General features: G+C 60.7%; 11 protein-coding genes. 6 read left to right on the forward strand and 5 right to left on the reverse strand.

The window, feature by feature from the left end; translation table 11 throughout:
- The first annotated feature begins 2 nt into the window (after positions 1-2).
- From asnB to ACNA0I_RS14435, 4 genes are read left to right on the forward strand one after another with little or no spacing between them, the layout of a single operon-like run.
- Positions 3-1931: an asparagine synthase (glutamine-hydrolyzing) gene (gene asnB, locus ACNA0I_RS14420; protein ID WP_415806703.1), complete on the forward strand. Its 1929-nt coding sequence runs from the start codon at positions 3-5 to the stop codon at positions 1929-1931.
- Positions 1928-3052, forward strand: coding sequence for a glycosyltransferase family 4 protein (locus ACNA0I_RS14425; RefSeq protein WP_415806704.1), 1125 nt, complete (start codon positions 1928-1930; stop codon positions 3050-3052). Before asnB ends, ACNA0I_RS14425 begins: the two co-directional genes overlap by 4 nt.
- Complete coding sequence (locus tag ACNA0I_RS14430) at positions 3049-4296, forward strand: glycosyltransferase family 4 protein (protein ID WP_415806705.1); 1248 nt, start codon at positions 3049-3051, stop codon at positions 4294-4296. Before ACNA0I_RS14425 ends, ACNA0I_RS14430 begins: the two co-directional genes overlap by 4 nt.
- Complete coding sequence (locus ACNA0I_RS14435) at positions 4293-5432, forward strand: glycosyltransferase family 4 protein (RefSeq protein WP_415806706.1); 1140 nt, start codon at positions 4293-4295, stop codon at positions 5430-5432. Before ACNA0I_RS14430 ends, ACNA0I_RS14435 begins: the two co-directional genes overlap by 4 nt.
- Before the next feature lie 90 nt (positions 5433-5522).
- Here ACNA0I_RS14435 and ACNA0I_RS14440 read toward each other — a convergent pair whose 3' ends face one another.
- The gene (locus ACNA0I_RS14440) at positions 5523-6926 is read right to left on the reverse strand and encodes a phosphomannomutase/phosphoglucomutase (protein WP_415806707.1); all 1404 of its coding nucleotides are present in this window, start codon (positions 6924-6926) and stop codon (positions 5523-5525) included.
- 237 nt (positions 6927-7163) lie between these two features.
- Here ACNA0I_RS14440 and ACNA0I_RS14445 point away from each other — a divergent pair, with 237 nt between their 5' ends.
- A complete protein-coding gene (locus tag ACNA0I_RS14445; protein ID WP_415806708.1) occupies positions 7164-8579 on the forward strand; it encodes an FAD-binding oxidoreductase in 1416 nt (471 codons plus the stop codon).
- A gap of 46 nt (positions 8580-8625) precedes the next feature.
- On the opposite strand, the gene ACNA0I_RS14450 is transcribed toward ACNA0I_RS14445, so the two are convergent.
- From ACNA0I_RS14450 to ACNA0I_RS14465, 4 genes are all read right to left on the reverse strand, one after another.
- Positions 8626-9909: a TRAP transporter large permease gene (locus ACNA0I_RS14450; RefSeq protein WP_415806709.1), complete on the reverse strand. Its 1284-nt coding sequence runs from the start codon at positions 9907-9909 to the stop codon at positions 8626-8628.
- Positions 9900-10349: a TRAP transporter small permease gene (locus tag ACNA0I_RS14455; RefSeq protein WP_415806874.1), complete on the reverse strand. Its 450-nt coding sequence runs from the start codon at positions 10347-10349 to the stop codon at positions 9900-9902. The genes ACNA0I_RS14450 and ACNA0I_RS14455 overlap by 10 nt, the downstream gene beginning before the upstream one ends.
- A gap of 112 nt (positions 10350-10461) precedes the next feature.
- On the reverse strand, positions 10462-11445 hold the full coding sequence (locus ACNA0I_RS14460) for a TRAP transporter substrate-binding protein (protein ID WP_415806710.1): 984 nt from the start codon (positions 11443-11445) through the stop codon (positions 10462-10464).
- Positions 11446-11568: 123 nt separating this feature from the next.
- The gene (locus ACNA0I_RS14465; RefSeq protein WP_415806711.1) at positions 11569-12486 is read right to left on the reverse strand and encodes an SMP-30/gluconolactonase/LRE family protein; all 918 of its coding nucleotides are present in this window, start codon (positions 12484-12486) and stop codon (positions 11569-11571) included.
- A gap of 251 nt (positions 12487-12737) precedes the next feature.
- On the opposite strand from ACNA0I_RS14465, the gene ACNA0I_RS14470 reads away from it, so the two are divergent.
- The gene (locus ACNA0I_RS14470; protein ID WP_415806712.1) at positions 12738-13472 is read left to right on the forward strand and encodes a FadR/GntR family transcriptional regulator; all 735 of its coding nucleotides are present in this window, start codon (positions 12738-12740) and stop codon (positions 13470-13472) included.
- Positions 13473-13604: the final 132 nt, after the last annotated feature.

The raw sequence follows: 13604 nt of genomic DNA on the forward strand, positions 1-13604 counted from the left end.
TCATGTGTGGAATAGTCGGAATCTGGGGAGCCTTGCAGGACAAGGCGCAGGTGCTGGCAGAGAGCTGCCGGCGTATTCGGCATCGTGGTCCTGACAGCAATGGCTTTTGGGAAGACCCTGCAGCCGATGTGGCGCTGGCGCATGTCCGTCTGGCCATTCTGGACCTGACCGAGGCTGGGCATCAGCCTATGGTGTCTGCCTGCGGCCGTTATGTACTGGTGCTCAACGGCGAGATCTACAACCATATGGAGTTGCGCGCTCGCCTGGAGCAGTCCGGGCAGGCGCCTCAGTGGCGTGGGCACTCGGACACGGAAACCGTACTGGCCAGCTTCGCCGCATTGGGTGTCGAGGCGACCTTGCAGGCCGCCGTGGGCATGTACGCGATTGCCTTGTGGGATCGTGAGCGCCGCACGTTGACGCTCGCGCGAGACCGGATGGGCGAAAAGCCGTTGTACTACGGCTATACGGGCGCCAATCTGGTGTTCGCCTCCGAGCTGAAGGGCTTGATGCCGATTCCAGGGTTTGGCCGCCAGCTGAGCCGCGCTGCGATTACTTCGCTGATGCGCCATAACTACATTCCTTCGCCGCAATCCATCTACGAAGGCATCTACAAGCTGCCACCCGGAACGTGGCTGGAAATTTCCGAGGCGGACATGCGCGCGCAGCGTGTGCCCGCACATCATGCCTATTGGTCTGCCTTGCAGATGGCGGATCAGGGTGTGCAGACACGCAGCAGTTTTGCCTCGGATGCACAGGCCACCGATGAACTCGAGGCAGTGCTGTCCAAGGCGGTGGGTGGACAGATGCTGTCAGACGTGAGCCTGGGCGCGTTCTTGTCGGGCGGCATTGATTCGTCGACGATTGTCGCACTGATGCAGGCGCAAAGCTCGCAGCCTGTGCGTACATTTGCGATTGGATTCCACGAGAAAAAATATAACGAAGCCGAGCACGCCAAGGCGGTGGCGCAGCATCTGGGCACCGACCATACCGAGCTCTACGTCACGGCCGACGATGCCCTGGCTGTCGTGCCGACGTTGGCCGATATGTATGACGAGCCGTTTGCAGATTCTTCGCAGATCCCTACCGCGCTGGTGACGCGCTTGGCGCGCCAGCATGTGACCGTGGCGCTGTCTGGTGACGGTGGCGACGAGCTGTTTGGTGGTTACTCACGGTATTTTCGCGTGCGGGATTGGTGGCGCAAGTGTGAACGTTTCCCCGGCCCGGTGCGTCATGCGATGGGCGCCATCATGGGGGCGTCCACGGCATTGCCTGGACGTGGCGCCTGGCGCGGTAAAGTAGGCAAATTCGGCGAGATGCTACGCGCCGACACGCATGGTGATTTTTATCGGTCGTTCGTTTCGTATTGGTCGGACCCGACTTCGGTCGTCAAGCAAGGGGTCGAGCCTCCGTCGTTGTTCGAACAGTCTATGGACGGCTCCGTGTTCGACGTAATGATGAAGCTCGACACGGTGACCTATATGCCGGATGACATTCTGGTCAAGGTCGATCGCGCTGCCATGGCAGTCAGTCTCGAAACGCGCGTACCCTTGTTGGACCATCGTGTTTATGAGTTTGCCTGGCGCTTGCCCTTTGAATACAAGGTGCGCGGCGACACCGGCAAGTGGTTGTTGCGCCAAGTGCTGTACCGCCATGTGCCTCAGTCTTTGGTGGATCGTCCCAAGCGCGGATTTGCCGTGCCGCTGGCGAGCTGGCTGCGCGGGCCGTTGCGAGATTGGGCCGAATCGTTGCTGGACCCGGCGCGCTTGCGCCAGGAGGGCTGGTTTGAACCCGAACCCATCCTGCACAAATGGCGTGAGCATGTCTCCGGTCATCGCGACTGGAGCAGCCGCTTGTGGGGCGTGCTGATGATGCAGGCCTGGTTGGATCGCTATCACGCCGGCGTTGCCGGCGAAAAGGATGCTTCACGATGAAAATATTGCTGCTGGTCAGTTCCATGCATGCAGGCGGAGCCGAACGGGTGGCCGCCACGTTAGTAAACGCCTGGACCGATCGCGGTGATACCGTGACACTGGTGCCCACTTATTCCTCCAAGGGTACGTGTTTTTATCCTGTTTCCGATGCCGTGAATCTGATCTGGCTGGCCGATCGGGTCGGCACGCGCAGCGGCGGCCCATTGACCGCGTGGCGGCGACTGCGCGCATTGCGGGAATTGATTCGCGAACAGGCCCCTGATGTGGTGGTGTCCTTTCTGACCAACGTCAATGTGGCCGCGATCCTGGCAACGAAGGTGCTGGGCAAGTCGGATATTCCACTGATTGTCTGCGAACGGACGAACCCAGTCGCGGAACTCTCGACGGGCCGTGTGTGGCGTATTGCGCGCCGCTGGCTCTATCCTCGTGCCGACATGGTGACGGTGCAGGCCGATGATACGGTCGCTCCATTTGCACGTGATGTGCCCGGCATCAAGCAATTGAAAGTCATCCCCAATCCTTTGCCGCCCGAGTTGCTGGACGCGCCCTTGGTGGATACGCAGGCCGTCACGCCGCGCAAACAGCTGTTGGCGATGGGACGGCTGGCGCCGGCCAAACGGTTCGATTTACTGATCGACGTTTTTGCCGACTTGGCCGACGAGTTTTCCGATTGGGATCTCAGTATCTGGGGCGAAGGCGCGGATCGCGACGATCTGCAGGCGCGTATCGATGCAGCGGGCCTGCAGCATCGCGTGCAACTGCGCGGGCGCACCGACGCTCCGTGGGATGCGTTATCTCAGGGACAGGCGTTTGTGCTGAGCTCGGCGGTAGAGGGTTTTCCAAATGTGTTGTTGGAGTCGATGGCATTGGGCCTGCCTTGCGTGACGTTCGATTGCCCGAGCGGTCCGCGAGAGATGACGCGCGATGGCCAGGACGCCGTGCTGGTGCCCGCGGGTGACCGGGACAAGCTGCGCGAGGGGTTGCGCCGCGTATTGTCCGACCCGGCCTTGCGTCAGGAATTGGGCAAACGTGCCGCCGAGTCGGTACGCAATCGCTATGCGTTGCCGGCGGTATTGGCGCAATGGGATGCCTTGTTTGACAGCGTGCGAGGCAGATCGTGAATACGCCTGCGACTTTGCGCGTCACGCATGTGATTACGGGTTTGGGGCAGGGCGGCGCCGAAGCTGTCCTGTTTCGCTTGGTGACGTATCCCGACCAACAGGTACATCACACGGTGGTGTCGTTGACGGATGAGGGTGTGTATGGAGAGCGCCTGCGTGCTGCAGGCGTCACCGTGCATACGCTGGGTATGGCGCGTGGCCGTGTCAGCCTGAGTGGCGTGTTGAAATTGCGTCAACTATTGGCCGAGCAAAAGCCGGATGCGGTGCAGACATGGATGTATCACGCGGACTTGATCGGCGGCGTGGCCGCGCGGTTGGCCGGTGTGCGTGCCGTGGCGTGGGGGATTCGTAATTCCGGAGCGCATCTGCAACGCAGCAGCCGCTCGGCCCGATTGGTGTTGAAGCTCTGCGCGTTGCTATCGGGTCGCGTACCCGCCGCGATTGTTTGCGCTGCACGCGATGCCGCGGTACGTCATGAGCAGTATGGTTATCGCGCAGATCGCCTCGTGGTGATTGCCAATGGCTATGATTTATCGCGCTATCAGCCCGATGCTGAGGCTCGCCGGCGCGTGCGCGGACAATGGCAACTGGCTGACGAAGTTCCTGTGATCGGCTGCGTGGCGCGTTGGGATCCGTTGAAGGATCATGCGAATTTGCTGGGGGCTTTGGCCGTGCTACTGCGCCAGAGACGTGATCGCGGACAGGGTGCGGATCAAGGACATGGCAGCAGCGAGAGGGACGCAGGGGCTGGTCCCGACACCACGGCTGATCCGGCTGCGTTGGCTCAGTTGCGTTGCGCGTTGGTGGGGCGCGGCATGTCGCCAGACAATGCCGAGCTGGGCGCGTTGATAGATCGTTTGGGACTGCGCGATCATGTCCTGTTGTTGGGCCCTAGTGATGACGTCCCGGCCGTCATGAATGCATTGGACATGCACGTACTGTCCAGTTGCGCAGAAGGTTTTCCCAACGTGGTCGCCGAGGCCATGGCCTGCGGCACGCCTTGCGTCGTCACGGATGTGGGCGATGCGGCCCACATCGTCGGGCAGACAGCCGCTGTCGTGCCGCCCGAGAATGCCGAGGCCTTGGCCCAAGGGATCGCTACGACATTGCAAGACATCGCGGCACGCGGCCGTCGGGCTGTCGGCGAGCCGGGGCGCGCACGCGTGCTGGCTGAATTCGACTTGGCCCACATGGTCGCGGCATACGATGCCGTGTGGCGCCGCATCGCGCAGGAGGCTAGATGACCGCACCTCGTTTGCTGTTCGTGGTGAATAATCCCGCGTTCTTTCTCTCGCATCGTTTGCCATTGGCACTGGCCGCGCAGCGTGCCGGTTACGATGTTCACGTGGCCACCATGGCAGGCGACAGCGTGTCGCGCATCCAGGGCCATGGGCTGACGCATCATGCGATTCCGATGACGCGCAGTGGTAAGAATCCCGTACAAGAACTGCGCACGGTGTGGGCGCTGTATCAATTATTCCGCCGCTTGCGGCCGGATGTGGTGCATCTGGTGACGATCAAGCCTGTGCTGTACGGCGGCATCGCTGCACGGCTGGCCGGTGTGCCTGCCATGGTGTCGGCGATCTCCGGGCTGGGCTTCGTGTTTGTCGCCAAAGGCGCTAAAGCTGCATTGGTACGGCAGGTGGTAGCCATGTTGTATCGCCTGGCGCTCGGCCACCGCAACAGCCGTATCGTTTTTCAGAATGGCAATGATCGCGACGTGCTAGCGGGCCTGGGCGCGGTGCGCGATGGGCAAGTCGTCATGATTCGTGGATCCGGTGTGAACCTGGCTGACTATGCCGCTGTCGCCGAGCCGCCTCCACCCGTGGTGGCACTGATGGTGGCCCGTCTGCTGCGGGACAAGGGACTGCAGGAGTTCGTTGAGGCAGCCCGCATCCTGCGCCGTGAAGGGGTCAACGTGCGTATGCGCTTGGCCGGCGGCATCGACCCTGGTAATCCCGCCTCGGTCACGCAAGCCGATGTCGACGCATGGCAGCAAGAAGGCCTTATCGAGGCCCTGGGCGAACGCAGCGATGTCGCCGCGTTGTACGCGGCTTCGCATATTGCGGTATTGCCTTCATATCGCGAGGGGCTGCCGAAATCGCTGATCGAGGCTGCGGCATGCGGCCGTGCGGTCGTCACCACCGATGTGCCGGGTTGCCGTGATGCCATCGAGCCTGATACGACGGGGCTGCTCGTTCCCTCGCATGATGCGCCAGCGCTGGCCGCAGCGATTGGCCGTTTAGTCAACGATGACGCATTGCGCCAAAAAATGGGTCATGCGGGCCGCGTGTTGGCCGAGCGGGAATTCGATATCGACGATGTGTGCCGTAAACATCTGGATATCTACCAGACCTTGCTCGATCAGCGTGCCCGTTAGCCGGGCGGCATTGAACTCGAGATGTCCGCGAGGATGCGTTGCGAGAGCCTTGACGTCAAGGCTCTCGTTCGGCGTTGACCGCCATCCCAATCAGAACGGCAATTTCGCACCAGGGGCGAGTTGCTGCAATTGCTTGCGGAAATCCTCCTGGATACGAGTCAGGGCCTCATCCGTGTCGGCCTCGAATCGCAGCACGACGACCGGCGTGGTGTTCGACGCACGCGCCAGGCCGAAACCATCGGGATATTCTGCACGCACGCCATCGATGGTGACCACGCGCAGGGAACCGTCGAACTTGCCTTGCGCTTGCAGCTTTTGAATCAGCGCAAATGGCTGGCCTTCTTCCATTTCGAGTTTGAGCTCGGGCGTGGAGACGGCTTGCGGCAGGGCTTCGAGGAGCTGCGAGGGGTTGCTTTCTCGCGAGACGATTTCGAGCAGGCGCGCACCGGTGTACAGGCCATCATCGAAACCGAACCAACGTTCCTTGAAGAAGATATGGCCGCTCATTTCGCCCGCCAGCGGCGCGCCGGTTTCGGCGAGTTTGGCTTTGACCAATGAGTGGCCGGTCTGCCACATCAGCGGTTTGCCGCCGGCGGCCTCGACAGCCAGACCCACGTGGCGGCTGCACTTGACGTCGTAAATGATGGTCTCGCCCGGGCAGCGTTGCAGCACGTCGCGCGCGAACAGGATCAACTGGCGATCAGGCCAAATGATCTGCCCGGACTTGGTGACCACGCCCAGACGGTCGCCGTCGCCGTCGAACGCCAGGCCAATCTCGCAATCGGTCGTCGCCAGGCAGTGAATCAGGTCTTCCAGATTGTGCGGGTCGGCGGGATCGGGATGGTGGTTGGGGAACGTGCCGTCAACCTCGCAGAACAGCTCGGTGACTTCGCAGCCCAGCGCGCGAAACAGCTGTGGCGCCACGGCGCCGGCAACGCCGTTGCCGCAGTCGATGGCGATCTTGAGCGGGCGTGCCAGTTTGACGTCGCCGACGATGCGCTGGATGTACTCGTCAATCAGATTCAGCTCACGGCGGGTGCCGCGCTGGCTCGCCGGCGCGGTTTGCCCGGACGTTGCAGCGGTATTCATGGCATCGCGCAGCGCCAGGACACCTGGGCCGTAGAGCGCCTTGCCGCCCATCATCATTTTGAACCCGTTGTATTGCGGCGGGTTATGGCTGCCGGTAATGGCAACCCCGGAGCCGGTTTTCTGCGTGTAGGCTGCGTAATACACCAGCGGAGTCGGGACCTCGCCGATATCGATCGTATCGATGCCGCCATCCAGAATGCCGTCTTGCAGGGCTTGTGACAGCTCGGCGCTGCTGAGGCGGCCGTCGCGGCCGACCACCAGCGCGGAAATGCCTTGGGCGCGTGCCTGATCGGCCAGCGCGCGGCCCAGTGCAACAGCAAAGGCCGGATTCAATGCATCGGGTACCGTGCCCCGGATGTCGTATGCCTTGAAGACGGAATCGGGGTAATGAGTGGCGGTGTTCAAGCAGGCTCCTGGGAATGATGAATAATCAAATAGGGCTGATCATATTCAAGCAGCAGGGCGTTACGTGTGCGTGAATGTGAATTATGTGTGCAGGAATGTGAATTATCCTCGATTCGCGGGTGTTGCGGGGCGGCTGCCGGCGGAACGGACCGCCAAATTTGCTGGTCAGCCCTACAATAACCCTCCTGTCTTCCATGTCGTCCTGCGTGGCCGGGCGCTTTGATTGCGGTTTTCGCTATGAGCTTATTGAACGCATTGCAATCCCTACTGGGCCCGGCCCATGTGCTGACCGGCGAAGATGCCGCGGTGTACCTGCAAGACTGGCGCCGACGTTATCGGGGAACCGCGTTGGCGGTGATCCGTCCCGGCTCCACTGAACAAGTCGCGCAGGCAGTGCGGCTGTGTGTCCAGCACGGTACGCCGGTAGTGCCGCAGGGCGGTAATACCGGTCTGTGCGGCGGTGCAACCCCCGACGACTCGGGCCAGGCGGTCGTGCTGTCGACCGGCAGGTTGAACCGCGTCCGTGCCATCGATACGGCCAACGATACGATTACGGTCGAGGCCGGCTGCATTTTGCAGGCTGTGCAGCAGGCGGCCGCCGAAGCCGGGCGTCTGTTTCCCCTGAGCCTGGCGGCCGAAGGCAGTTGCACGATAGGCGGAAATCTCGCCACCAACGCGGGCGGTACGCAGGTGTTGCGCTACGGCAATGCCCGCGAACTGGCGCTAGGGCTGGAGGTCGTGACCGCCGAAGGCGAGATATGGAACGGCCTGCGGGGGCTGCGCAAAGATAACACTGGTTACGATTTACGTGACCTCTATATCGGCAGCGAGGGCACGCTGGGCATTATTACCGCCGCCACCCTGAAGTTGTATCCGCAACCCGTGGCTTCTTGTACGGCGTTGCTGGCATTGGATTCTATCGATGCTGCAGTCGAGTTGCTGTCGCGGGCGCGGTCCGGGTTCGGGGCGTCGCTGACGGGGTTCGAGTTGATGGCGGGCGATTGCCTGCAGATCGTCGTGCAGCTATTTCCCCAGCAGCGGCTGCCCTTTGAGGGCGATTCGGCCAAATCCCCGTGGTTTGCCTTGCTGGAGCTATCTGACAGCGAGAGCGAGGCGCATGCCCGCGAGCGTTTCGAGGCAGTATTGGGCGAGGCGATCGAGGCGGGGCTGGTTACCGATGCGGCCATTGCTGCCAGCGTGGCGCAGAGCCGTGCACTATGGCATTTGCGCGAGAGCATTCCCTTGGCCGAGGCTGAGCAAGGCAAAGGCGTCAAGCACGATGTGTCGATTCCGATTTCATCGATTGCCGGGTTTGTGCACAAGACCAATGGGTTGCTGCAGGAACGCTTTCCCAATGTGCGCAACGTGGTATTTGGGCACCTCGGCGATGGCAACCTGCATTACAACGTGGCGCGTGCGCCGGGCCAGACAGAGGCTGATCTGCTGGCGTTGCAGCAAGACATTTACGACGTCGTGCATCGTAGCGTGATCGAGCATGCAGGCTCCATCAGCGCCGAGCATGGAGTCGGTCAGCTCAAGCGTGATGAGCTGCCTCATTACAAGAGTGCCCTGGAGCTGGGCCTGATGAAGCGGATCAAACAGGCGCTGGATCCGCGGGGATTGATGAATCCTGGCAAAGTCTTGCAAGCGTGATCGATCCGCGGCGGCATGCGCAATGCCGCCGCAGTCTGCGTCGTGTCTACTTGAACAGCAGATCAGGCAACCACGACGAGAACGTCGGCACATAGGTCACGAGGGCCAACGCCACAATCAGCGCGCCATAGAACGGCCATATGGTGCGCATGACGGTACCCACTGACACTTTTCCTATGGCGCACCCTACAAACTGCACCGTGCCTACCGGAGGCGTGTTCAGTCCCAGTGCGCAATTCAACAGCATGACCACGCCGAATTGCACGGGACTCATGCCGTACTGCATGCAGATCGGCAGAAAGATCGGCGTGCAGATCAGGATCGTAGCTGCCATGTCCAGAAAAGTGCCCAGCACAAACAGCGCGATGTTGACCATCAGAAAAATGGCCCAGGGCTCTGTAGAGATCGCGCCCATCAGTTCACCGGTCTTTTCTGCGACGCTGTAGAACCCGATCAGATAGCCGAAGGTAGCCGAGATACCGATCAGCAACAGCACGATGCCGGTGGTCTTGACCGCCTTGGCGGCCGCCCGGATGAACTGATCCCAACTCAGCGAACGGTACACCAGCGCGGTGAGCGCCAGTGAATACAGGACGGCGACAGCGGCAGATTCTGTGGCGGTGAAGACGCCACTGAGAATACCGGTAATGATCAGCACGATGACAAACAACCCCGGTGCAGCCGCTACGAGCGATCGCACTACCACTGCCCATCCGGGAAATGTGCCCGCGGGATAACCGCGTTTGCGGGCTACGAGATAGGCTGCTGCCAAGTTGCAAAGCGTCAAGATGACTGCCGGTACAACGCAGGCGGCAATCAACGCCGCGATGGAGACTTTGCCGCCGGTAGCCAAGGTATAAATGATGATGTTGTGGCTGGTGGGCATCAGTGCGCCCACCAATGCCGCATGCGTGGTGACGTTCACCGCGTAATCTGCGTGGTAGCCCTCGCGCTTCATCATCGGGATCATGACTGAACCCATTGCCGAAACGTCGGCGACCGGCGAACCCGATACGCCGCCGAACAGCGTGCAAGCCAGGACATTGGACATGCCGAGCCCGCCGCGCACATGACCGACGACGGATTTGGCAAACGCGACAATACGGTCGGCAATGCCGCCGTACAACATCAATTCTCCGGTAAAGATAAAAAACGGAATGGCCAGGAACGAAAAGGCGTTCATGCCCGAGGTCATCTGCTGAAAAGCCACCGCGATAGGCAGGTCCTCATAGACGATGGCCGATATCGAGGCCAGACCGATGGCAAAGGCGACCGGCACTCCGATGACCAGGAACCCAATGAACGTCAATGAAAGTAGAGTCAATGCCATGCGGGGACCACCTTTTGATTGCGCAGCAGCGCAATGATGTGTTCGATCGAGAACAGCACGATCAGTGCGCCGGACAACGTGGCAGGCGCGTATTTCCAGCCTTCAGACAGACCCAGGTTGGGAATTTTGTAGCTGTGCACCGACTCGGCCAATTGGCCGCAATACCACGCCATGAGCGCACCGAACAGCAGCACCAGCAAATGGATGACAATCTGCAGGCGCCGTTGGCCGGCTTCGGGCAGCAGATTGACCAGCGATTCAAAGCCGATATGGCCAGCATCGCGCACGGCCACAGCCGCACCCAGCATCGTGACGTACAGCACCAGCAGCAGCGACAGGCTTTCGGCCCAGGTCGGTGTGTTGTTCAGGACGTGACGGCCGAAGATTTGATACGAGACAGCGGCGACCAGGCATATCACCCCGATCACACTTAGCACCATGCATAGCCGGGCAATGGCTGCGCACAGACGTGCGTAGCCATTTAACACCCGTGACACTGTGCTGCCGCTGCTTTCCGTAGGTGAAAGCGTTTGGGCAGACATGGTTGTTCCTTTATTGAACGGCCTGGATGCGAGTCACCAGATCTTTCGTTTCTGGTGTCGTGACAAAGCGCTCGTAGACGGGCTTCATTGCCGCCTGGAACGAGGCCTTATCGGGCTCGATGATTTCCGAGCCTGCTTTGACGACGATGGCACGCGATGTGTTTTCGCGCTCGGCCCACAGCTTGCGCATATAGGGCACGGATTCGCGAGCGGCATCGCGAATGATCTTGCGATCTTCGTCCGACAGCTTGTCCCATTGACGTTTGGAAAACAGCAGGATTTCCGGTGTCATGGTGTGTTCGGTCAGAGAGTAATACTTGGCCACCTCATAATGGTGCGCGCTTTCGTAGCTGGGATAGTTGTTTTCTGCGGCATCCACGAGGCCGGTCTTTAATGCCGTGTAGACCTCGCCCATGGACATGGGGGTGGCATTGCCGCCCAGCGCCTCGACCATGGCGACTGACAGATCCGACTGCTGGACGCGGATCTTCATGCCTTTGATGTCGTCTTTGCTCTTGACCGGTTTGTTGCGCGTGTACATCGATCGTGCGCCGCTGTCATACCAGGCCAATCCGACAAAGCCCGCGTTCTCGCAGGATTTCAGAATTTGTTCGCCGATGTCGCTATCGAGCACTTTGTGCAGGTGCTCTTTGGAACGGAATAAAAAGGGCAGCGATGGCACGCGGGTGGTTTCGCAGATGTTGTGCATCGCGGCGCTGCTGACGCGTGTCATGGCGAGCGCGCCCATTTTGACTTGTTCGATGGAGTCTTCTTCGCGCCCTAGTGTGCCGCCAGCGTAGACCTTGACGTCGATACGTCCGTTGGTCCGTTGTTTGATCAACTCGCCCATGTGGCGTACGGCTTGTACGGTGGGGTAGTCGTCAGGGTGTATGTCCGCCGAGCGCAGCGTTTCGGCATGAAGGGATGCGCCTGTGGACAGGCACGCAGCAGTCAACGCGGCCACGGTGGCGCGTTTCAGGGTAAAGCACAACATTGTCTACCTCCGGCTTAGGAGTGGGGCGTAATCAGGTTTCTTGTGGAAAAAAACGCTGCGGGCACTACGTTGGTGCCAAGTGGGCCATGGGTGTTGGCCCGTTATGAGTCAGTCGCTCGGGGGCTAGCCGATAAAAGCGGGTTCCTCCAGGCCGCGGGTGCCAGGTGTGAGGGCGAACAGGGCGCCGTCCAGCGCGTCGGGCGCAGCATGAGGAGGGCGGATGCTGGTGATGAATAAGGTGTCCAGGCCTGCACCGCCAAAGGCGCACATGGCCAGTTTGGCGACGGGCAGTGCCAGACTGCGATCCAGTTTGCCCGCCGGGGTGTAGCGGTACAACATGCCGGCATCGTTGCCGCATATCCAGTAGCCGCCGTCTTGATCCACGGCTGCGCCATCCGGGCGGCCCGCGGGCAGGCGATCGATGAAGACGCGGCCATGATGCGGCACGCCGTTATCAACGTCATAATCAAAGGCCCATACGGTCTGACGAGCCGGGTGTGAATCGGACACATACATGATGCGGCCGTCGGGGCTGAAGGCCATGCCGTTCGGCACGATGAATGTCGTGGGCAAGGGGATGCTGAGTTCACCGCCCGCGTAGCGATATAGCCGGCCGGCGTCATGGCCCAATGCCATGTTCTGGACCATCGTGCCTGCCCAGAAACGGCCCTGGCGGTCGCAGCGACCGTCGTTAAAGCGCATCTCGGGTGCGGCATGCGTGACGAGAGCGAGCGCTGTCGCAGGCAGCGGTGCCGGTTCAGAAACGCTATTGCCGGCGCTGGGGGGCGCGGTGACTGCTGGCAAGGCATAGAGGCCGCTTTCCATGGCAGCCAGCCAGCCTGTGCCGTGCATCGCGATGCAGCCCGCCATTTCAGGGAGCGGCCAATGATGTGCCAATCCTTGGGCGGGATCGTAGCGCCACAGGCGGCGTGCCGGGATGTCTGTCCAATACAGGGCCTGCTCACTGGCACGCCATACGGGGCTTTCGCCCACGGTGCATAGCATGCTGCCCAGCCGTTCTGCTTGGGGCTGGGTGTTCATGATCGTTCTCTGTGATGAATGCCCGCTGCGCGGGTCGGCGGGCAATGGCAGTGTCGGGTGTTCGTGGGTGATTCAGTAACGAGAGTCATTCAAGCATTCCGGCGGTGTAGCAGAAGCAAGGGACAGACTGAGTGATACGTGAACGCCGACAGATATCCTGGGTGATACAGATACGTTGTCGTACAACTTCGGGCAGTATAATGAGGCCAGAATTTTCACGTCAAGCGCAGTATTACTCGGGATATCCCTTGATGACGAACAACGCAGACTGGCCGGTTTCTGTACCGCGTCGGCCGCGCAATCTGGCGCAAGGCTTGGTTGAGGACGTGTCCGAACGTATTCGAGGTGGGCAAATCCGGCCAGGTGACAAATTACCGACCGAGTCCGAATTGATGCGTCAATTCGGTGTCAGCCGTACGGTAGTGCGCGAGGCTTTGTCGCGTTTGCAGGCGGCAGGGTTGGTCGAGACTCATCATGGTATTGGCACTTATGCGCTGGAACCCAGCGGCGGGGCGGATTTTCGGGTCGATCCCGCGGATCTGGCGACGGTGCGCGATGTGCTGGTGTTGCTGGAATTACGCATCTGTCTGGAGAGCGAGGCGGCGGGGTTGGCCGCGATGCGCCGTACGGATGCGCAGTTGGCGGATATGCGGGTGGCGCTCGATGAGTTCCGCCATAGCTTAGGATCCGATGGTGACACGATTACGCCTGATTTTCGGTTCCACTTATTGATCGCACAAGCGACGGACAATCGTTATTTTGCTGATCTGATGTCTCATCTGGGGTCGGCGGCGATTCCTCGCACTCGGATCAATTCGGCACGTATTGCTGATGAAGGACGCGAGCAGTATCTGGCTCGGGTCAATCGGGAACATGAGGATATTTATGACGCGATTTCGCGTCAGGAACCGGATGCGGCTCGGGGGGCGATGCGGACGCATTTGAGTAATAGCCGGGAGAGGTTGAGGAGGGGGCAGACGCGGTAGGGGGGCTGTGCAATGCGAGCATGTGTGCGTTGCGGAGGCATTGTGCGGATACGTATTTCGTTTCGGTTGAGGGGGCGGAGTTCTTTTGGACGTGGNGNCGAGGCAATCGGGCCGGGAGGCCGCCTCAAAGCC

Origin of the sequence: Bordetella muralis (assembly GCF_965139205.1) — a bacterium.
Classification (GTDB): domain Bacteria; phylum Pseudomonadota; class Gammaproteobacteria; order Burkholderiales; family Burkholderiaceae_B; genus Bordetella_A; species Bordetella_A muralis.